Here is a 19,379-nt window from a genome sequence, read left to right as displayed (position 1 = left end):
ACTCAGCCCTCAACGGCCAACCCCCGATCAGCCGACTGACACCAAAGTGCTGACCCGGTACATCTAGACCGTCTCGAGCGCCGGATCCCGCAGGATGGGGTCCGGCGTGTGCCGGATCCCCTCGTCCCAGATCATCCGCAGCAGCGACGGCGTGCCGTCGTCGGTATGCACCTCCGGGCGCGTGCCGATCCACTCCGGTTCGCGCGCCTGCCGCAGCAGGAAGTGCGCGAGGTCGGGGCGCGAGGTGAAGGCGCCGGGTGCGTGGGCGGTGTCGGCGCGGTAGTCGCTGACGGCGTCCGCCGGGAACAGCCCGGATGCCCGCACGATGGTCGCATCGAGCCCGCTGTGCGCGACGATCTCCTCCGCAGCCCGCATGTCGGCGTAGGTGGTTCGGCCGATCCCGTTCACGACCATCGGCTGCAGGACCCGTTCGAACAGCCAGCCCTCCGTCCGCTCGTGCGCCTCGACCGCCGACGAGCTCACGACCGCGATCCGGCGCACCCCATGCCGGCGCATGGCGTCGGCCACGGCGGTCGCGGCGGCCGAGTAGATGTCGATCGGGTCGCGCGAGAAGGGCACCCCGATCGTCGAGAGCACGGCATCCGCGCCGGCCACGGTCGCGTCGACGCTCTCGGCATCGCGCACGTCGCCCGCCACGACCCGCAGCCGCGGGCCGGTGTACGGGAAGCTCGCCGGACGCCGGACCAGGGCGACGATCTCGTCGTCGGTCGCCAGCGCCTGCCGGATGACGTGACGCCCGGTGGCGCCGTTGGCGCCGAACACGGCGATACGCATGTCGTCTCCTATCATGTGGTCAGGAATCCATCTAATATGAAAACCGTAGCATATGGAAAACATGCAGCGTGATCGCCGGCGCCGCTTGGCGGACGTGCACGACGGCCTGCGCGCCCTGCGTCTCGAGCTCGCCCGGCTCAACCACCGGGTGAGCGATCGCCTCGAGCTGCGCGATCTCGACCTCGACTGCTTCGACCTGGTCGCGCGCTCCGGCAGCCTTACCCCGACCGAGCTGGCGGGCCTGAGCGGCATCCACCCGGCGACCCTCACCGGGATCCTCGACCGCCTCGAGCGCGGGGGTTGGATCGTGCGCGAACGCGCCGCCGGCGACCGACGCTCGGTGCGATTGCGTCCGGCGCCGCGCAGCGCCGCCCAGATCGTCCCCCACTTCGCCGGGATGAACGACGCCATGGACGCGGCGTGCGCCGACTTCAGCGACGAGCAGCTCGACCTCATCGCCGAGTTCCTCCGCCGGGCGACCGTCGCCGGGGGAGCGTCCGCGGACGCCCTATAGGGTCGCCCCTATGCGACTGCGCCGCTCGAACGCCCGCCGCCTGACGGCTCTCGTCGCAGTGATGACGGCGACCACGCTGCTGCTCTCGGGCTGCATCCTGCAGAAGCTGCCCGTCCCCGGCAGCACGCACACGGTCACGACGCACACGCACGAGGCGGTCGCACCGGACCTCGAGCGCTTCTACACCCAGGGCCTGAGGTGGCGCAGCGTGAGCGGCGGCATCGACACGACCGAGGTCACCGTGCCGCTGGACTGGGCGAAGCCGAGCGGCGCGACGATCGAGCTCGCCATCGCGCGGCACCGCGCCAAGGGCTCCCGGCTCGGTTCGCTGCTCATCAACCCGGGCGGTCCGGGCGGGTCGGGCTACGACTTCGTCGCCCAGTCCGCGCAGTTCGTGGTGACGCCCGACGTGCTGGGGCACTACGACCTCATCGGCTTCGACCCCCGCGGCGTCGGCCGGTCGACGCCCGTCGCGTGCTACACCGACCCGAAGAAGCAGGATGCGCTCCTGTATCAGCCGTTCGTCCATCCGTTCGGGTCGGCCGAGTGGGCCGGCGAGCTCTCGGCACGTCAGAAGGACTGGATCGCGGCGTGCCGGCGCAACACGGGACCGCTGCTCGGCCACCTGGATGCCGCGAGCGTCGCGCGCGACATGGATGTCATCCGGGCCGTGCTGGGCGACACCCGGATGCACTACCTGGGCTACTCGTACGGCACCTACCTCGGCACGATGTACGCGCAGCTGTTCCCGAAGAAGGTCGGCCGCATGGTGCTCGACGGCGCCGTCGACCCTCGCGCCGACCAGCTCGACGCGCTCGTGACGCAGATGGCCGGCTTCGACAGTGCGTTCAAGGCCTACCTGGCGAACTGCCTGACGCGATCCGGATGCCCGTTCAGCGGCTCGCTCGACCACGCCATCCAGCAGGTGCAGGCCCTGCTCGCGGGCGTCGACGCGCGCCACCTCGTGGCCTCCGACGGTCGGGTGCTCGACGCGGCGACGGTCGGGACGGCGATCAGCGAGCCGCTCTACTCGGAGTTCAGCTGGCCCGACCTGACCGAGATGTTCGCCAGGCTCGCGAAGGGCGACTCCGACCCCGCCTTCGAGCAGGCGGATGCCTACAACAACCGCACGGCGAGCGGCGGCTACTCGACCAACGGGTACGAGATCTACACCGCGGTCACGTGCGACGAGACGACGCTCGGCACCGACGGCGTCGATATCCTCACCGACATGGCGCGCATCGAGAAGGCGGCTCCGGTGCTCGGCAAGTACGTCGCGTACTCCGACACGGCGGCGCTCGAGGCGACCTGCGACGCGTGGCCGTATCCGCCGGCGAAACTGCCGGCGAGCTACACGGCCCCCGGGTCACCGCCGATCGTCGTGATCGGCACGACCAATGACCCCGCGACGCCCTACCAGCAGTCGGTGACGCTCGCCAAGGAGCTCTCCCAGGGCTTCCTCTTCACTCACCACGGCGAGGGGCACACGGTCTACGCCCAGGGCGACGCCTGCATCGACTCGCACGTCGACGACTACCTGCTGCGCGGCGCCCTGCCCGCGAGCGATCCCGACTGCCACTGACGCCGACTGGGCGGGCAGAGCGTCGACCTGGGGCTACTCCCGGAGCTCGGTGCGCACCGGCTTGAGTCGCGCGGGTGCGTCATGGGCGGCTGGGAACTCGCAGGTGAAGGTTCCGTCGTAGCCGAAGAGGAACCCGAAGAACCGGTTCCGCACCTCAAGATCGACCCGGAACACGCCCGCGTGGTCGTCGAATCGCTCGCGGAGCTCAGCCCGGCCGCTGAACAGCATGGGGAACCGGAACCCCACGATGCCCTCGTAGAAGCGCTGCGCGTCGGAGCGGAGCAGCAGCGAGCCATCGGGTTCGACGCGCAACTCGAGATCGACGGCGAGGTGCTGGTGAGTGCCGAGGTAGTCGACGATGCGGCCGAGCCGCTCGCTGTAGATCATCGTCGCATCGAACCGGCGTGATCTGCCATGGATCGCATACTCCCGGACGAAGGTCACCGTCTCGCGGCCGAGTGCGTCGCGATACGGGAAGTTCTCGATCCGGAACGGCACATCGCTGCCGTGGTCGGGCACCAGGATGTTGCGCAGCCGCCCGAACTGCAGGAACGGCACCGTCCACCAGGGACCGCGACGGATGCGCGACATCGTGCCGGTGCCCACGCACGCGTAGCCGGCATCCAGCCCGACGCCGAAGCGTCGCTGCAGCATCGGATGCAGACGCGCGAAGTCGGCGCCCAGCGCGCGCTCGAACATCGAGGTCACGGCGCCTCCAGCCTGTCGGGGACGGCGGGGGCGCCCGCCAGGACGTCGGGATGCGGGGGGCGTCGCTCGCAGCGCGCCGCCCGCGGACGGCCCGACGCCCACAGCGCGAGGACGCTCCGCAGTCGCCAACGCTCCGGAGGCTCGCCCGTCTCCGCCCAGATCCGCAACCGATCGAAGCTCCACGCCGTCATCCAGCCGATGAGCCGGCGTAGGACGAGCCGGTCGGCGAGGCGGCCCCAGCCGGGTGCATAGTCGAAGCCGGTGGTGAAGACCGTGGTGGCGCCGTCGGCGGCGGCTTCGTACCGCCAGTAGCCGCGCCCGTCGCCCAACGGCGAGAGCCGGTCGAGCGTGTCGAAGCGCAGCGCCGAGGTCCGTGCGCCATCCGAGCCATGGCGCTCGCCGATCGACGTGCCCGTGCCGCGGATCGTGTGCAGCGGCATCCGGCGCTCATAGACGAAGCGGTAGCCACCTGACGGCAGTTCTCCGATCGGCCGGATGCTGCTGAAGCGCAGATCCCACCGGGCGTGCTCGCCGGGGTCCTGGGTCAGCTCCCAGATGCGCTCGAGCGGCGCGCGGATCTCGATCCGCACGTAGATGCCGCGCCCCGCGCGGGTCCGTCCGCCCACGAGTTCATCCTGGCCGTACCGTGGCGGGGTGACCCGACGCCTCACCGTGCTGTTCTCGGCATTGGAGGCCATCGTCGCCATCGCGATCGGCGTCGCGATCCCGCTCGTGCCGCTGACCCTGGTCTGGGCCGTGCAGTTCGGGTTCGCGCCCGCGTTCACGATCTTCTGGCGCGGCGCGGTCGACGTGTGGCTGCTCGGGCACGGGGTCGACGTGACGTTCCGGCTCGACCCCGCCACCGCCGCGTCCCTCGGTCTGGCCGGTGCCGACCAGCCGGTGCTCGTGACGATCGCGCTGCTCGGGTTCGCGCTCCTCACGGCGCTCCTCGGCGTGCGCGCCGGCGGGCGGATCGCCCAGACCGGTCACCGTCTACTCGGCTCGCTCGTGCTCGTCGTCGTCGGCGGCGCGGTCTCGTTCGGTGTGACCCTCAGCGCGCTGCACGTGGATGCGCGCCCCTCGCTCTGGCAGGGCACGCTGCTGCCGACGCTCGCGCTCGCGATCGGGGCCGGCATCGGCCTGATCGCCGCGACCCGGCCCGGCGCGCGGCGCGCCGATCCGGTGCTGCGTGCCGCGATCGGCGGCGCGCTGCGCGCGGGCGTCGTGGCCGTCGCACTGACCGTCGGCGCCTCGGCGGTGGCGGTCGCGCTGCTCGTCGTCGGCCACTACGGCGAGCTCATCCGGCTCTACGAGGCCCTGCACACGGGTGTGGTCGGCGGCCTCGCCCTGACGCTCGGGCAGGTCGCCCTCATGCCGGATGTCGTCATCTGGGCCGCGAGCTGGTTCACCGGGCCGGGGTTCGCCCTCGGCACCGGATCGCACGTGTCGCCCCTCGGGACGGCCGTCGGTCCGGTGCCCGCCATCCCGCTGCTCGGCGCGATCCCCACCGGCGACCTCGCGTTCGGCTTCGTCGGCCTGCTCGTGCCGGTGGTCGCCGCGTTCCTCGCCGGCGCGGCGGCGCGGCCGTATCTGAACCGGGTGCTCGCCGACGTCGACGCCCCGCGCTGGCCCGCGGTGCTCGCGACCGGCCTCGGCGGCGGCATCGTGGGCGGGGTGCTGCTCGGGCTGCTCGCGTGGACCGCGACCGGGTCCGCGGGGCCGGGCCGGCTCGCGCAGGTCGGACCCGATCCCTGGGCGGTCGGGCTCGCGGCGGCGGCCGAGTTCGGGATCGCCTCGCTCATCGGGGCGGCGGCATCGATCCCGCTGCCCGGGCGGCTGCGCGCTCGCGCGCCGATAGGCTGACGACGTGCTGCGGCTCGTCGTCCTCATCTCCGGGGGCGGGTCCAATCTCCGCGCGCTGCTCGAGGCGTCCGAGGACGCCGAGTTCCCGGCGCGGGTCGTCGCGATCGGAGCCGACCGCGACGCGGACGGGCTCGCGCACGCGGAGGAGTTCGGCATCCCGAGCTTCGTCGTGCCGTTCGGCGCCTACCCGGACCGCGAGGCGTGGGGCGGGGCGCTGCTCGAGCAGGTGCGCCAATGGGATGCCGACCTCGTCATCCTGAGCGGCTTCATGCGGTTGCTGCCCCCGGCTTTCGTGCACGCGCTGCGCCCGAACCTGCTCAACACGCATCCGGCGTACCTGCCGGAGTTCCCGGGGGCGCACGCCGTGCGCGATGCGCTGGCCGCGGGGGCGACGCAGACCGGGGCGAGCGTCATCGTCGTCGACGACGGTGTCGACACGGGCCCGATCGTCGTGCGGGAGCGGGTGCCGATCCAGCCGGACGACACCGAAGGCGTGCTGCACGACCGCATCAAGCACGTGGAGCGCGAGCTGCTCGTGCAGGTCGTGCTCGATATCGCGAACGGCGCCGTCGACCTCGCCGCCCTGCGCTGACGCGCGCGCGCACGATCCGATCAGCCTTTCGCCATCCGATCGATGTCGCGCGGGCCGCAGCGGATGGCGAACCGGCGATCGGTTCGAGGCCGGTAGAGTGGAAGCGCCGCGACTGGCGTTGAGATGGGGCACCATCGGGAAGCGGCAACCGACTGTTTCGGCCGTACGCCTGGGCCGGACCGGATGCCCTGTCCGGCCGTCCCGAAGGAGCCCGCCGATGTCCGGTCCCACGATCGATCCCGCCCTCTACCGCGAGCGCGACGTCATCCCCATCCGCCGCGCACTCGTCTCGGTCAGCGACAAGTCCGGGCTGCTCGAGCTCGCCGCCGCCCTCGTCGCCGCGGGCGTCGAGATCGTCTCGACCGGGTCGACCGCGAAGGCGATCGCCGATGCCGGGCATCCCGTCACCCAGGTCGGCGACCTCACCGGCTACCCCGAGTCACTCGACGGCCGCGTGCGCACCCTGCACCCCACCGTGCACTCGGGACTGCTCGCCGACCTGCGCCTCGAGGACCACGAGCAGCAGCTCGAGCAGCAGGGCATCGCACCGTTCGAGCTCCTCGTGTCGAGCCTGTATCCGTTCGCCGAGACGGTCGCGTCGGGGGCCGAACCGGATGCCGTGGTCGAGCAGATCGACATCGGCGGCCCCGCGATGGTGCGCGCCGGCGCGAAGAACCACGCGAACGTCGCCGTCGTCACCGACCCGTCGCAATACCGGGTCGTCCTCGACGCCCTCGCCCACGGCGGCACGACGCTGGCCGAGCGGCGCGACCTCGCCGTCGCGGCCTTCCGGCACACCGCGAGCTACGACATCGCCGTCGCATCGTGGCTGGGCAACGTGCTGGCGCCCGACGACGAGGGCAGCGGCTTCCCCGGCTGGGCGGGCGCGAGCTGGGAGCGGGCCTCGATCCTGCGCTACGGCGAGAACTCGCACCAGCGCGCCGCGCTCTACACCTCGGCCGGTGCGCGCGGGATCGCGCAAGCGGAACTGCTCAGCGGCAAGGAGATGTCGTACAACAACTACGTCGACGCGGATGCCGCCCTCCGCGCCGCCTACGACCATCACGAGCCGACGATCGCGATCATCAAGCACGCCAACCCGTGCGGCATCGCGAGCGCCGATGCGCTCGCCGCGGCGCACGCGGCCGCGCACGCGTGCGATCCGGTGTCGGCCTACGGCGGCGTCATCGCCGCCAACCGGGAGGTCGACCTCGCGACCGCGGAGTCGATCGCGCCGATCTTCACCGAGGCGATCGTCGCTCCCGGGTACACGCCCGAGGCGCTCGAGCGGCTGCAGCGCAAGAAGGACCTGCGCATCCTCCGGCTGCCCGCCGACTACGCACGCGGCGACATGGAACTCAAGCAGCTCTCGGGCGGCCTGCTGCTGCAGACGGCGGACGCCATGTTCGCACCCGCGCGGCAGTGGAGGCTCGCGACGGGGGAGCCGGCCGACGCGGCGACGCTCGCCGACCTCGAGTTCGCGTGGCGGGCGGTGCGCGCCGTGAAGTCCAACGCCATCCTGCTCGCCTCGGGGCGGGCCTCGGTCGGCGTCGGCATGGGACAGGTCAACCGGGTCGACTCGTGCCGCCTCGCGGTGGAGCGCGCGGGCGACCGCGCCCGGGGCAGCGTGGCGGCCTCCGACGCGTTCTTCCCGTTCGACGACGGGGCGCGCGTGCTGTTCGAGGCCGGCATCCGGGCGCTCGTGCAGCCGGGCGGATCGATCCGCGACGCCGACACGATCGCGGCGGCGCAGGAGTACGGCGTGACGATGTACCTCACCGGGGAGCGGCACTTCTTCCACTGACGCGATCGGCGCGGATGATCGCGCACGCCGTGTGAGCGGAGCTTGCATCCCGGAAGCCCGCGGTCATAGTCTGTAGGGCTGCCCTCCGCCGGGGCGGCAGGACGAGACGCGGGAGGCAGTCATGACGAACGGAACGCTGAAGCGATTCGAGGTCGTCGTCGTCGCCCCGCGCGGGCGCTGACGACCGCCCCGACCCCGTCTTCTCGCGCGGCCCCGCTGCCGCATTCACCGCCACCAGATCCACCCCGGGAACACGCATCCCTGCGCGCTCCCGCGACCCGGAAACAGGTCATGCTCACCACGCGTCCTTCACGCCCCGACGGATCGCGCGACCTCGGCACGGTCCGCACGATCCTCCGCCTCATGCCGTTCGTGCGCCCCGCGCTGCGCAGCATCATCCTCGGGATGATCGCGGCGCTGCTCGCGGGCCTCGTCTCGTTGGCGATCCCGCTCGTCTTGCAGAACCTCGTCGACGGACCCCTGTCGACGGGTGACGGGCGCCAGGTGCTGCCCGCCGCGCTCGCCGTGCTCGCGCTCGGCGGGCTCGAGGCGCTGCTGATCGGGGCCCGCCGACGCTTTGTGCTGACCCCCGGCACCCACGTCGAGGCGGCCCTGCGCAACACGCTGTACCGCAAGCTGCAGGACCTGCCGGTCGCCTTCCACGATCGCTGGCAGAGCGGTCAGCTGCTGTCGCGCTCCATGAGCGACCTCGGCCTGATCCGCCGGTGGTTCTCGTTCGGCATCGTGCTGCTCATCGTGAACGTCATCACAATCGTCATCGGGTTCGGCGTGCTCTTCATCTGGAGCTGGCAGCTCGCGATCGTGTTCGCGGTCTGCTCGATCCCGATCTTCGTCTACAGCTACATCTTCGAGAACAAGTACTCGGTCGTCGCGCGCCGGTCGCAGGATCAGCAGGGCGATCTGGCGACGGCCGTCGAGGAGTCGGTGCACGGCATCCGGGTGCTCAAGGCGTTCGGGCGCGGTCGTTACTCGCTCGAGAAGTACGTGCGGCAGGCCGAGCAGCTGCGCGGCACCGAGCTCGACAAGGCACGCGCGGTCGCGGGCCTGTGGCTGTGGCTGCTGCTGATCCCCGACGTCGCCTTCGCCCTGTGCCTCGGCGGCGGGGTGTGGCTCGCGTCGCAGCACCTGATGACCGTGGGCGACCTCTTCGCCTTCTTCGCGACGGCGACCGTCATCCGGTTCCCGATCGAGTCGATCGGCTTCCTGCTGTCGATGACGTTCGACACCCGCACGGCCATCGACCGGCTCTTCGAGGTGCTCGACGAGAGCAACCCGATCACCGACCCCGACCCGGCGCGCACGGTGTCGCACCCGACCGGGCGGCTGCTGTTCGACGACGTGCACTTCCGCTACCAGGACTCGCCCGAGTCGGTCCCGGACCTGATCGACGGCGTGCGGCTCGAGCTCGAGCCCGGCGAGACCATGGCGCTCGTGGGGCTCACCGGCTCCGGCAAGACGACCCTCACCGCGCTCACGACGCGGCTCTACGACGTGACGGGCGGGGCGGTGCGGATCGACGGGGTCGACATCCGGGACCTCACGCGCGAGGAGCTGCGCCGGCACATCGCCATGGCGTTCGAGGACGCCACGCTGTTCTCGGCGTCCGTGCGCGACAACGTGCTGCTCGGGCGCCCCGAGCTGGCCGACCCGGAGCGGAAGGCCGACGCCGATCGCGTGCTCGCGGAGGCGCTCGAGATCGCCCAGGCCGAGTTCGTGGCCAACCTGCCCGAGGGCTCCGACACGAAGGTCGGCGAGGAGGGGCTGAGCCTCTCCGGCGGCCAGCGGCAGCGCCTCGCGCTCGCGCGCGCCATCGCCGCGGACCCGGCGATCCTCGTGCTCGACGACCCGCTGTCGGCGCTCGACGTCGACACCGAGGCGCGGGTGGAGGCCGGCCTGCGCCGGGTGCTCGGCAGGACGACCGCACTCGTCGTCGCGCACCGCCCCTCGACGGTGCAGCTGGCCGACCGGGTCGCGCTGCTGCAGGCCGGCCGCGTGACGGCGGTCGGCACGCACTCCCATCTGCTCGCGACCAACGAGCACTACCGGTTCGTCATCTCGTCGCTCGATGACGACCGCGAATCCCCCGACCTGGACCGATACAGCGACGACGACGAGGAGGTGTCGGCGTGAGCGCTGTCGCAGGCGTGGGTGGCGAGGAGCGCTCCGACTACACCCGTGAGGAGAGCCGCGAGATCCGGCAGCGGTCGCTGCGGCTGCTCGGCTCGCTGCTGCGGCCCGAGCGCGGCCGGCTCATCGGCTCCGCGCTCATGATCGTCGTCAGCACGGGCGCCCAGGTGGCCGGTCCGGCGCTCATCGCGTACGGGATCGACGCCGGTCTGCCGGCGCTCGTCGCGAAGCACTCGAGCTTCGTGCCCGTCGGGGTCGCGTTCGCGGCCTACCTGGTGTGCGCCATCGCGGGAGCCGTGCTCGCCGCACGGTTCACGGTGCTCGCCGCGCGGATCAGCCAGGCCATCCTGCTCGACCTGCGCACCCGCGTGTACCGGCATGCGCAACTGCTGAGCCTCGAGTTCCACGAGACGTATACCTCGGGGCGCATCATCGCGCGCCAGACGAGCGATCTCGAGGCGATCCGCGAGCTGCTCGACTCCGGCATCACCGGCCTCGTGCGCGGCGTGCTCTACATGGTGTTCACGGCGATCGCTCTGGTGTGGCTCGATCCGTGGAGCGGCGTGGTGCTCGCGGCGTCGCTCGTGCCGCTGGCGTTCCTGACCCGCTGGTTCCAGCGTCGATCGCAGCTCGCGTTCCGGGCGACGCGCGTCTACTCGGCGCGGCTCATCGTGCACTTCGTCGAGACGATGACGGGAATCCGGGCCGTGCAGGCGTTCCGCAAGGAGAAGCGCAACGAGCGCGAGTACGGGCAGATCGTCGAGGACTACCGGGATGCCAACGCCCGTGCGATCAAGCTCTACGGCCTGTTCGATCCCGGCCTCATCATGATCGGCAACATCACGGTGGCGGTGGTGCTCCTGATCGGCGGCTTCCGCGTGATCGGCGGCGGCCTCGCGATCGGCGCGCTGCTCGCGGTGGTGCTGTACACCCGGCGCTTCTTCGACCCCATGGAGGAGATGGCCACCTTCTACAACTCGTACCAGTCGGCGGCCGCCGCGGCGGAGAAGATCTCGGGCGTGCTCGAGGAGGAGCCGAGCGTGCCCGACCCCGGGCATCCGGTCGACCTGTGGAAGGCATCCGGCGGCGTCGACTTCGACGATGTGCGGTTCGCCTATCGCGACGACCGCGTCGTGCTGCCCGACTTCGAGCTGCACATCCCGCCGGGTCAGACCGTGGCGCTGGTCGGCTCCACGGGCGCCGGCAAGTCGACCCTGGCGAAGCTCATCGCGCGGTTCTACGACCCGACGGTCGGGGCCGTGCGGCTCGACGGGGTCGACCTGCGCGACCTGCATCCGAAGGATCTGCGCCGGGCGATCGTGATGGTGACCCAGGAGGCGTACCTGTTCAGCGGCTCGGTCGCCGAGAACATCGCGCTCGGCAAGCCGGGCGCCTCCCGCGACGAGATCGTCGCCGCCGCGCGCGCGGTCGGGGCGGACGAGTTCATCCGGCTGCTGCCGGACGGCTACGACACCGACGTGAACAAGCGGGGAGGCCGCGTCTCGGCGGGACAGCGGCAGCTGCTCTCGTTCGCGCGCGCGTTCCTCGCCGACCCGGCCGTGCTGATCCTGGACGAGGCGACCGCGTCGCTCGACATCCCCAGCGAGCGGCTCGTGCAGCAGGGTCTCACCACCCTGCTGGCCGACCGGACGGCGATCATCATCGCGCACCGGCTCTCGACGGTCGCGATCGCCGATCGCGTGCTCGTCATGGAGCACGGCCGCATCGTCGAGGACGGCACCCCGGAGGAGCTCATCGGCGGCACCGGTCGCTTCGCCGCGCTGCACGCGGCCTGGCGCGACAGCCTCGTGTAGCGCGGGCCGGGGATGGGGGACACTGGCTCCATGGCTGTCACCGACGTCACCCCGTTCATCTGGTACGACGACGACCTCGCCGAGGCGATCGCGTCGTACGAGCGCATCTTCGGCGATCTGCACCGCCGCCCCGACATGCTCGACCCCGACGGCAAGCTGCTCGGCGTGTGGATCGAGGTGGGCGGGCGACGGGTGATCGGCCTGCAGGGCGGGCCGGGGCATCCGCATACGGATGCGCTCTCGCTCTACGTGACGCTCGACGGCGGGCAGGACGAGGTCGACCGGATCTGGGAGGGCTTCCTCGACGAGGGCGGCAGCGAGGTGGCGTGCGGCTGGATCACCGACCGGTTCGGCGTCTCGTGGCAGATCGTGCCGGTCGAGCTCGAGGAGGCGATCCTGAGCCCGGATGCCGAGCGCCGGTCGTACGCGTACGGTGCCATGCTGCAGATGACCAGGATCGTCATCGCCGACCTGACGCCGGCCGCCGCGTGAGCGGGATCGCGGGCCGCGTCGCGGTCATCACGGGGGCGGCGAGCGGCATCGGGCTCTCGGTCGCGCAGCTGTTCGCCGAGCGCGGCGCGCACATCGTGGGCGTGGACCTCGCGGAGGCCGTGAACGAGTCGGTCGCGGGCCTGCCCGGCGACGGGCACCATGCGATGGTCGCCGACCTCACCGCGAGCGGGGCCGCCGATGCCGTCGCGCAGCAGGCGGTCGCGGCGGCGGGCGGGATCGACATCCTGGTCAACTGCGCCGGCATCGCCCGGCTCGCCCCCGCCCTCGAGGTCGAGGACGCCGACTGGGATGCCGTGCTCGCGGTCAACCTCACGGCGAGCTTCCGCATGGCGCGGGCCGCGGGTCGCGTCATGACCGCCGCGGGGTACGGCCGGATCGTCACGATCGCCTCGCAGGCCGCGCTCATCGCGCTCGACCAGCACGTCGCGTACTCGGCGAGCAAGGCCGGCATCCTGGGGATGACGAAGGTGCTCGCGCGGGAGTGGGCGCCGCACGGTGTGACGGTCAACGCGATCTCGCCGACCGTGGTGGACACGCCGCTCGCCCAGCTGGCCTGGGCGGGGGAGCGGGGCGAGGCCTTCCGCAAGCTGATCCCGGTCGGCCGGTTCGCGCAGCCGCACGAGGTGGCGGCGCTCATCGCGTTCCTCGCCGACGAGGACGCCGCGATGATCACCGGCGAGAACGTCGTCATCGACGGGGGCTACACCGCGGTGTGAGACACGCCGCCGCGTGAGTTGACCTCACGATACCCGGTATGCATACTCGGTATCGTGACGGTTCGGAACAGCCTGCTCGCCCTGCTCGGCGAACGCCCCCACTACGGCTACGAGCTCCGGCAGGAGTTCGAGGCCCGCACCGGGTCGACCTGGCCCCTCAACATCGGGCAGATCTACACGACACTCGACCGGCTGCAGCGCGATGGACTCGTGGCCGACGCCGGGGCGGATGCCGAGGGGCGCCGGCAGTGGAGCATCACCGCCGCCGGGCGCGCGGAGGCCGAGCGGTGGCTGGCGTCCCCGGTCGAGCGCCCCGCCCAGGGGCGCGACGAGCTGGCCATGAAGCTCGCCATCGCGGCGACGCTGCCGGGCGTCGATCTGGCCGCGATCATCCAGGCCCAGCGTGAGGCGACGGCCCGCACGCTGCAGGATCTGACCCGCGCGAAAGTCGCCGGCGGCGACCCGTCGTCGCCGGAGGAGCTCGCGTGGCTGCTCGTCGTCGACTCGATGATCTTCCAGGCGGAGGCCGAGATCCGGTGGCTCGACCATTCGGAGGAGCGGATCCGGCGCAGCGACCTGCGCACCGGCGGTCGCGTGCCGGCATCCCGCGCCGCCGCTCGGACGGAGGCCCGCCGGTGACCGCCGCGACGAACGAGCCCCTGCTGCGGCTGGACGGCGTCTCGATGCATTACGGCCACGGCGCGACGTCGGTCATCGCCCTGGCCGGAGTCGACCTGACGGTCGAACGCGGAGAGCTCGTCGCGATCATGGGCGCGTCCGGCTCCGGCAAGTCGACGCTCCTCACGATCGCGGGAGGCCTCACCCGGCCCACGGGCGGCGAGGTCGTGGTGGAGGGCCGGTGGCTCAGCGAGCTCGACGCCCGTCAGCTGGCGACGCTGCGACGCCGCACCCTCGGCTTCGTCTTCCAGGACTTCAACCTGGTGCCGGCTCTCACCGCGATCGAGAACGTGAGCCTGCCGCTCGAGCTCGACGGCTGGAAGCTGCGCAAGGCGCGCCGGGCGGCTCGCGACGCGCTGAACGTCGTGGAGCTCGCCGAGCGCGCGAATCACTTCCCGGACGACCTCTCCGGCGGCCAGCAGCAGCGGGTGGCGATCGCACGCGCCGTGGTCGGCGGCAGGTCGCTCATCCTCGCGGACGAGCCGACGGGTGCCCTCGACTCCACGACGGGCGAGATGGTGCTCCGGATGCTACGGGCGCGCGTCGACGCCGGCGCCGGCGGGATCCTGGTCACCCACGACCCCCGGCACGCGGCGTGGGCCGACCGCATCGTCTTCCTGCGTGACGGCCGCATCGTCGGCAGCTCCGAGACCGAGTCCGTCGAGGCGCTGGCCCGGCGGTCGGCATGACCGCTCCCGCACCCGGCCCGAGCGGACCGCGCCTCCCGCGCCGCAGCCGAGCGGGGTTCCGGCTGGCGTTCACGCTCGCGGCACGCAACGCGCGGCGCGCGCCGGGGCGCTCGTTCCTCATCGCGGTGCTCGTCGCCCTTCCGGTGATCGGGCTCGCGGGCGCCGCGACGGTCGGCCTGAGCATGGTGGGCAGCCCGGCGCAGACCGCGCAGGCCCAGCTCGGGCACATGGCGGCTTCGATGCAGATGATGTCCAACCACGTCAGGCAGACCGCCACGAGCGCCTACCCCGACGGATACGGCGAGCTCACCCCGACGGATCCGACCACCTGGCTGCCGTCGGATTGGCGGGTCGTTCCGATCAGCCCGACCGGCGTCTACCTCCGCACCGCGCACGGGGTCGCCGAGATCAGCGCCACCGCGGGGCGCTCCTGGGATCCGGCGTTCCGGGGCCGCTTCGACCTGCTGTCGGGGCACGCTCCGCGCGGCGCGGTCGAGATCCTGGCCTCTCCCTCCGCGCTCGCCCGGCTCGGCGCGCGGGTGGGCGACACGGTGCGCACCCCCGACGCGACGAGCTACCGGATCGTCGGCACGATGCTCGACCGCACGAGCGACCCGAGGACGCCGACCGTATTCGGAGGCCGCACCGCGTTCAGCGGCCTCGGCCCGGATCCCACGCTCTGGACCTACTACCTGGCCGGCCCGGCCGTGACCCTGGCCGACATCCACGACTTCAACCGGCACGGGGCGTTTGTCCTGTCCCTCGCCGCCACGGCTCCGTACACCTCGGCCGATCTCTTCTCCGCCGCCGACGGCATCATCTGGAGCTACGCGGCCATGATCGGCATGGTCGGCGGCTTCATGCTCTTCGAGGTCGCTCTCCTCGCCGGCGCCGGATTCCTCGTCGGCGCGCGCCAGGAGCAGCGCGCGCTCGCGGTGCTGGCGAGCGTCGGCGCCGACCGACGGCTGCTGTCGCGATCCGTCGCCGTCGGCGGGATCGTGATCGGCGCGCTCGGAGCGCTCGGCGGGATCACGATCGGTGTCGGGCTCGCCGCGATCTACATGGCCGTGAGCCGGACCGGAAGCACGATGCAGTACTACACGTTCGGCGTGAGCCCGGTGGCTCTGGGGCTGATCGCCCTCGTCGCGGTGTTCGCGTCGTGGATCGCGGCCGCGGTGCCGGGCCGCACGGCGTCGAGGTTCGACGTCGTGTCGGCGCTGCGTGGGGCGCGGCGCCCGCCGCGGCCGAGCCGACTGGCGCCCGCCCTCGGGGTCGTCGTCATGCTCGTGGGGATCGGGATCGCGGTCGTCGGCGGCATCCTCACGCTGGTGCTGCAGCGGGCCGGCGACTGGCGGCTGGGCTGGCTCGGACCGACCCTCATCGCCGTCGGGTCGATCGTGCTCGAGCTCGGGGCGATCCTCGGCGTGCCGGTGCTGCTGCGCGCCGTCGCCCGCCTCGGGGCGCGCAACGCGTCGGCCCGGATGGCGACGCGCGATCTCGCGCGCAACAGCGCCCGCGCCGTCCCCGCCGTCGCCGCCGTCATGAGCACCATCTTCGTGGCGGCGTTCCTGATGGCCGCGCTGTCCGGCGGCGAACGCCAGTCGGAGGCGTCGTACCTCTACCAGGCGCCCCTCGGCGATGTCGCGGTCTCGTTCAGCGTGCCCGATCCGGCCCAACCGCTGACCGATGTCTCGTCGTATCGAGCCACGCTCGAGCGGGTGCTCGGTGTCCGGAGCGTCCGCACGATCGAGGGGGAGACCCCGCCCAGCGAGGGATACCGCAGCGACGCGACGACGACGCCGACGTCGGGCACGCCCGTGGCGACCGTCCGGCCGGATGCCGCCTCACGTCACTGCCTGACCCTGCGGTCGCAGAGCAGCGCGCCCTGCGCCCTTCCGCCGTACGTGGAGAACCGCGGCAACAACCAGATCGTCGTCGGCGACCAGGGCGACCTCGCGGCCGTGCTGGGGCAGCGACCGTCGAGCGCCGCCGTCACGGCGCTTCGGGACGGCGGAGCCGTCTCGCTCTATCCGCAGTTCGTCGAGCACGGGAAGGTCACCCTCGACTGGTGGACCCCCGCGCAGCTCTTCGACGGCGAGTTCTTCCGGCCGGGGGGCACGCCGCAGCGCAGCAGGTCGGTCGATGCCGTCGTCGATCCCGGGCGGCATCCGGCGGCATTCGGGGTGATCGTGTCCCCCGAGACGGCCCACCGGCTCGGGCTGCATCCACGACCGATCGTGCTGCTCGCGAGACCGTCGCACCAGCCGTCGCAGGCTCAGCTCGACGAGCTGGCCGCGGCCGTCGGCGCCGGCAGGATCAACACCGACCTGCGACCGACGGCGTACTCCTACGTCGAGAACGGCCCGCAGCGATTCGCCGGCACCGTCGGCTGGATCGTCCTCGGGGTCGCCGGGCTCATCACGCTCGGAGCCTCGGTCGTGGCCCTGGGGCTGGCGCGCATCGATGCGCGGCGCGACGAGCTGACCCTCGGGGCGGTGGGGGCGCCTCCGCGCACGCTGCGCGGGATCGCGTTCTGGCAGGCGCTCGTGCTCGCCGGGCTCGGATCGATCGTGGGCGGGGCGTTCGCCCTGGTGCCGGCCTATGCGATGTCGCTCTCGGGTCAGATGGCGTTCGCGCCGCCCTGGCTGCAACTCGGCGCGACCGCGGTCGGCGTCCCGCTCGTGATCGCGATCGTCACGGCGCTCACCCGCCGGGTGCGTCGCCCGGCGTTCGTGGACCGCACGGCGATCGGATAGCCGCTACGGGATCCACCGCGCGGCGTCCAGGTCGACGCGGAACACCGTGCCATCGCGCGACCAGAGCAGCGGGGTGCCCTCCGCGCGGAAATGCTCGATCGCGCGCTGCTCGTGGCAGACCGCGGGGTGCCCCGACGCTCGCACGACGCGCCACCACGGCACCTGGTCGCCGTAGTAGGCCATCACCTGCCCGACGCCGCGCGCGGCGCGCGACCCGATCGCGGCCGCGACGTCGCCGTAGGCCATGACCCGGCCCGGCGGGATCGCCGCGACCACGTCGAGAACGCGACTCACGAAGTCGTCGGCCGGCTGCGCCATCCGGACCCCCTTCCTCGCGATCCCCCTCGTTCCCTCGCCAAAAACGACCATCTCGGGGCGCGTGGACTGGGCGTTTTTGGCGACGGAAGCGAGGGGGCGGGGTCAGAGGTCGAGGGCGCCGAGGTTCTCGCCGTAGGGGGTCTCGCCCACGACCGTGAAGCCGACGGACTGGAAGAACATCTCCGGGCCGCCCTCGCCGCTGGCCCAGACGACCGTCGCACGGCGGAAGCCGCGGGCGCGGGCCTCGTCGGCGAACGCCTGCACGGCGAACCGGCCGACGCCGGTGCCCTGGATGTCGGCCGCCACGTTGATGCGCCAGAGCGCCGCGCGCAGGAACTCCTCCGACGCATCCGGGTCGAAGTTGGCCATGATGTAGCCGACCACGTCGTCGCCGTCGACCACGACGCGCGGCCAGGAGTTCGCGTTGTCGAGTTGCGGCTCGGCGTGCGCGTAGGTCTCCGGCTCGATGAAGGCCTCCTGGCCGGGCTTGAGCATGAGGCTGTTCGCCGCGACCGCGTTCCGCGCGTCCAGCTCCTGCAGTCTCAGCTCCGCCATGCATCCACCATACGGTCTGCCCCCGCGCTCGGATGAGGTATCTTGATATCAAGATAAATACGCCGGACGATAGGCTGCCGTGGGCAGCGAGAAGGAGCAGGAATGGTCGAGAAGATCACGGTCACGGGCACGGTCGTCGAGCTCGACGGCGACGAGATGACGCGCATCATCTGGCAGTTCATCAAGGAGCGCCTCATCCACCCGTACCTCGACATCGATCTCGAGTACTACGACCTGGGGATCGAGCACCGAGACGCGACCGACGACCAGGTCACGATCGACGCGGCCAACGCGATCCTGAAGCACGGCGTCGGCGTCAAGTGCGCGACCATCACGCCTGACGAGGCCCGCGTTGAGGAGTTCGGCCTCAAGAAGATGTGGAAGTCGCCGAACGGGACGATCCGCAACATCCTGGGCGGCGTGATCTTCCGCGAGCCGATCGTCATCTCCAACATCCCGCGGCTCGTGCCGGGCTGGAACAAGCCGATCGTGATCGGCCGCCACGCCTTCGGCGACCAGTACCGCGCGACCGACTTCGTCTTCGACGGCCCCGGCACGCTGACCCTGAGCTTCCAGCCGAAGGATGGCGGCGAGGCCCAGTCGTTCGAGGTGTTCGACGCGCCCGGCGGCGGCGTCGCCCTCGCGATGTACAACCAGGACGCGTCGATCCGCGACTTCGCACGCGCGTCGTTCAACTACGGTCTCGACCGCGGTTTCCCGGTCTACCTCTCCACCAAGAACACGATCCTGAAGGCCTACGACGGCCGCTTCAAGGACCTGTTCCAGGAGGTCTTCGACGCCGAGTACAAGGACAGGTTCGCGGCCGCGGGCCTGACCTACGAGCACCGGCTCATCGACGACATGGTCGCCAGCTCGCTCAAGTGGGAGGGCGGCTACGTCTGGGCGTGCAAGAACTACGACGGCGACGTGCAGTCCGACACGGTCGCGCAGGGCTTCGGCTCGCTCGGCCTCATGACCTCCGTGCTCACCACCCCCGACGGCAAGGTCGTCGAGGCGGAGGCCGCCCACGGCACCGTCACCCGGCACTACCGCCTGCACCAGCAGGGCAAGCCGACCTCGACCAACCCCATCGCCTCCATCTACGCGTGGACGCGCGGTCTCGCGCACCGCGGCAAGCTCGACGGCAACCAGGCGCTGATCGACTTCTCGCAGACGCTCGAGCGGGTCGTCATCGAGACGGTCGAGTCGGGTGCGATGACGAAGGACCTGGCGCTGCTGATCTCCCAGGACCAGCCGTTCCAGACCACCGAGGAGTTCCTCGCCACGATCGACGAGAACCTGCAGCGCGCGCTCGGCTAGGAGCGCCAACCCGG

The 19,379-nt window shown here is 71.7% G+C and carries 18 protein-coding genes and 1 riboswitch; of the genes, 13 read left to right on the top strand and 5 right to left on the bottom strand.

The window, feature by feature from the left end; genetic code table 11:
• Positions 1 to 63: 63 nt before the first annotated feature.
• Positions 64 to 795 carry an NAD(P)-dependent oxidoreductase gene (locus tag ABD285_RS00640; protein WP_284254472.1) on the bottom strand — a complete coding sequence of 244 codons (732 nt, stop codon included), beginning with the start codon at positions 793 to 795 and terminating at the stop codon, positions 64 to 66.
• A gap of 61 nt (positions 796 to 856) precedes the next feature.
• On the opposite strand from ABD285_RS00640, the gene ABD285_RS00635 reads away from it, so the two are divergent.
• Both ABD285_RS00635 and ABD285_RS00630 read left to right on the top strand, forming a co-directional pair.
• Positions 857 to 1,309 carry a MarR family winged helix-turn-helix transcriptional regulator gene (locus ABD285_RS00635; RefSeq protein ID WP_344199353.1) on the top strand — a complete coding sequence of 151 codons (453 nt, stop codon included), beginning with the start codon at positions 857 to 859 and terminating at the stop codon, positions 1,307 to 1,309.
• 10 nt (positions 1,310 to 1,319) lie between these two features.
• Positions 1,320 to 2,891, top strand: coding sequence for an alpha/beta hydrolase (locus ABD285_RS00630; protein WP_344199350.1), 1,572 nt, complete (start codon positions 1,320 to 1,322; stop codon positions 2,889 to 2,891).
• A 33-nt stretch (positions 2,892 to 2,924) separates the two neighbouring features.
• On the opposite strand, the gene ABD285_RS00625 is transcribed toward ABD285_RS00630, so the two are convergent.
• Both ABD285_RS00625 and ABD285_RS00620 read right to left on the bottom strand, forming a co-directional pair.
• The gene (locus tag ABD285_RS00625; RefSeq protein WP_284255699.1) at positions 2,925 to 3,590 is read right to left on the bottom strand and encodes a DUF4166 domain-containing protein; all 666 of its coding nucleotides are present in this window, start codon (positions 3,588 to 3,590) and stop codon (positions 2,925 to 2,927) included.
• Positions 3,591 to 3,595: 5 nt separating this feature from the next.
• On the bottom strand, positions 3,596 to 4,225 hold the full coding sequence (locus ABD285_RS00620) for an SRPBCC family protein (protein ID WP_344199347.1): 630 nt from the start codon (positions 4,223 to 4,225) through the stop codon (positions 3,596 to 3,598).
• A gap of 28 nt (positions 4,226 to 4,253) precedes the next feature.
• Here ABD285_RS00620 and ABD285_RS00615 point away from each other — a divergent pair, with 28 nt between their 5' ends.
• From ABD285_RS00615 to ABD285_RS00570, 10 genes are all read left to right on the top strand, one after another.
• On the top strand, positions 4,254 to 5,462 hold the full coding sequence (locus ABD285_RS00615; RefSeq protein WP_284254474.1) for a cell division protein PerM: 1,209 nt from the start codon (positions 4,254 to 4,256) through the stop codon (positions 5,460 to 5,462).
• A 4-nt stretch (positions 5,463 to 5,466) separates the two neighbouring features.
• The gene (purN, locus tag ABD285_RS00610) at positions 5,467 to 6,054 is read left to right on the top strand and encodes a phosphoribosylglycinamide formyltransferase (RefSeq protein WP_284254475.1); all 588 of its coding nucleotides are present in this window, start codon (positions 5,467 to 5,469) and stop codon (positions 6,052 to 6,054) included.
• 98 nt (positions 6,055 to 6,152) lie between these two features.
• Positions 6,153 to 6,236: riboswitch (ZMP/ZTP riboswitch) on the top strand.
• Positions 6,237 to 6,271: 35 nt separating this feature from the next.
• Positions 6,272 to 7,858 carry a bifunctional phosphoribosylaminoimidazolecarboxamide formyltransferase/IMP cyclohydrolase gene (gene purH / locus ABD285_RS00605; protein WP_284254476.1) on the top strand — a complete coding sequence of 529 codons (1,587 nt, stop codon included), beginning with the start codon at positions 6,272 to 6,274 and terminating at the stop codon, positions 7,856 to 7,858.
• 291 nt (positions 7,859 to 8,149) lie between these two features.
• Positions 8,150 to 10,009, top strand: coding sequence for an ABC transporter ATP-binding protein (locus ABD285_RS00600; RefSeq protein WP_284254477.1), 1,860 nt, complete (start codon positions 8,150 to 8,152; stop codon positions 10,007 to 10,009).
• The gene (locus ABD285_RS00595; RefSeq protein ID WP_284254479.1) at positions 10,006 to 11,820 is read left to right on the top strand and encodes an ABC transporter ATP-binding protein; all 1,815 of its coding nucleotides are present in this window, start codon (positions 10,006 to 10,008) and stop codon (positions 11,818 to 11,820) included. The genes ABD285_RS00600 and ABD285_RS00595 overlap by 4 nt, the downstream gene beginning before the upstream one ends.
• Positions 11,821 to 11,850: 30 nt before the next feature.
• A complete protein-coding gene (locus ABD285_RS00590; RefSeq protein WP_284254480.1) occupies positions 11,851 to 12,312 on the top strand; it encodes a VOC family protein in 462 nt (153 codons plus the stop codon).
• Entirely contained in the window at positions 12,309 to 13,049 is a 741-nt protein-coding gene (locus tag ABD285_RS00585) for a GolD/DthD family dehydrogenase (protein ID WP_284254481.1), read from the top strand. The genes ABD285_RS00590 and ABD285_RS00585 overlap by 4 nt, the downstream gene beginning before the upstream one ends.
• Positions 13,050 to 13,103: 54 nt before the next feature.
• Entirely contained in the window at positions 13,104 to 13,688 is a 585-nt protein-coding gene (locus tag ABD285_RS00580; RefSeq protein ID WP_284254482.1) for a PadR family transcriptional regulator, read from the top strand.
• Positions 13,685 to 14,416: an ABC transporter ATP-binding protein gene (locus tag ABD285_RS00575; protein WP_425564922.1), complete on the top strand. Its 732-nt coding sequence runs from the start codon at positions 13,685 to 13,687 to the stop codon at positions 14,414 to 14,416. The genes ABD285_RS00580 and ABD285_RS00575 overlap by 4 nt, the downstream gene beginning before the upstream one ends.
• Positions 14,413 to 17,172 (top strand): ABC transporter permease, encoded by a 2,760-nt coding sequence (locus ABD285_RS00570; RefSeq protein ID WP_344199336.1) that lies wholly within the window; start codon positions 14,413 to 14,415, stop codon positions 17,170 to 17,172. Before ABD285_RS00575 ends, ABD285_RS00570 begins: the two co-directional genes overlap by 4 nt.
• Positions 17,173 to 17,175: 3 nt before the next feature.
• On the opposite strand, the gene ABD285_RS00565 is transcribed toward ABD285_RS00570, so the two are convergent.
• Entirely contained in the window at positions 17,176 to 17,490 is a 315-nt protein-coding gene (locus ABD285_RS00565; RefSeq protein WP_284254486.1) for an MGMT family protein, read from the bottom strand.
• A 102-nt stretch (positions 17,491 to 17,592) separates the two neighbouring features.
• Positions 17,593 to 18,045 carry a GNAT family N-acetyltransferase gene (locus tag ABD285_RS00560; protein ID WP_284254487.1) on the bottom strand — a complete coding sequence of 151 codons (453 nt, stop codon included), beginning with the start codon at positions 18,043 to 18,045 and terminating at the stop codon, positions 17,593 to 17,595.
• 102 nt (positions 18,046 to 18,147) lie between these two features.
• On the opposite strand from ABD285_RS00560, the gene ABD285_RS00555 reads away from it, so the two are divergent.
• Positions 18,148 to 19,365: an NADP-dependent isocitrate dehydrogenase gene (locus ABD285_RS00555; RefSeq protein WP_284254488.1), complete on the top strand. Its 1,218-nt coding sequence runs from the start codon at positions 18,148 to 18,150 to the stop codon at positions 19,363 to 19,365.
• Positions 19,366 to 19,379: the final 14 nt, after the last annotated feature.

Origin of the sequence: Pseudolysinimonas kribbensis (assembly GCF_039531715.1) — a bacterium.
Classification (GTDB): Bacteria; Actinomycetota; Actinomycetes; order Actinomycetales; family Microbacteriaceae; genus Pseudolysinimonas; species Pseudolysinimonas kribbensis.
Note: the sequence above shows the minus strand (reverse complement) of the source record. Positions and strands in the feature narration are given on the sequence as shown.

Coding starts and splice junctions, on each gene's coding strand:
- ABD285_RS00555 (WP_284254488.1), top strand. CDS start 18,148: ATGGTCGAGAAGATCACGGTCACGGGCACGGTCGTCGAGCTCGACGGC.
- ABD285_RS00640 (WP_284254472.1), bottom strand. CDS start 795: ATGCGTATCGCCGTGTTCGGCGCCAACGGCGCCACCGGGCGTCACGTC.
- ABD285_RS00630 (WP_344199350.1), top strand. CDS start 1,320: ATGCGACTGCGCCGCTCGAACGCCCGCCGCCTGACGGCTCTCGTCGCA.
- ABD285_RS00590 (WP_284254480.1), top strand. CDS start 11,851: ATGGCTGTCACCGACGTCACCCCGTTCATCTGGTACGACGACGACCTC.
- ABD285_RS00565 (WP_284254486.1), bottom strand. CDS start 17,490: ATGGCGCAGCCGGCCGACGACTTCGTGAGTCGCGTTCTCGACGTGGTC.
- purH (WP_284254476.1), top strand. CDS start 6,272: ATGTCCGGTCCCACGATCGATCCCGCCCTCTACCGCGAGCGCGACGTC.
- ABD285_RS00600 (WP_284254477.1), top strand. CDS start 8,150: ATGCTCACCACGCGTCCTTCACGCCCCGACGGATCGCGCGACCTCGGC.
- ABD285_RS00625 (WP_284255699.1), bottom strand. CDS start 3,590: ATGTTCGAGCGCGCGCTGGGCGCCGACTTCGCGCGTCTGCATCCGATG.
- ABD285_RS00570 (WP_344199336.1), top strand. CDS start 14,413: ATGACCGCTCCCGCACCCGGCCCGAGCGGACCGCGCCTCCCGCGCCGC.
- ABD285_RS00560 (WP_284254487.1), bottom strand. CDS start 18,045: ATGGCGGAGCTGAGACTGCAGGAGCTGGACGCGCGGAACGCGGTCGCG.
- ABD285_RS00635 (WP_344199353.1), top strand. CDS start 857: ATGCAGCGTGATCGCCGGCGCCGCTTGGCGGACGTGCACGACGGCCTG.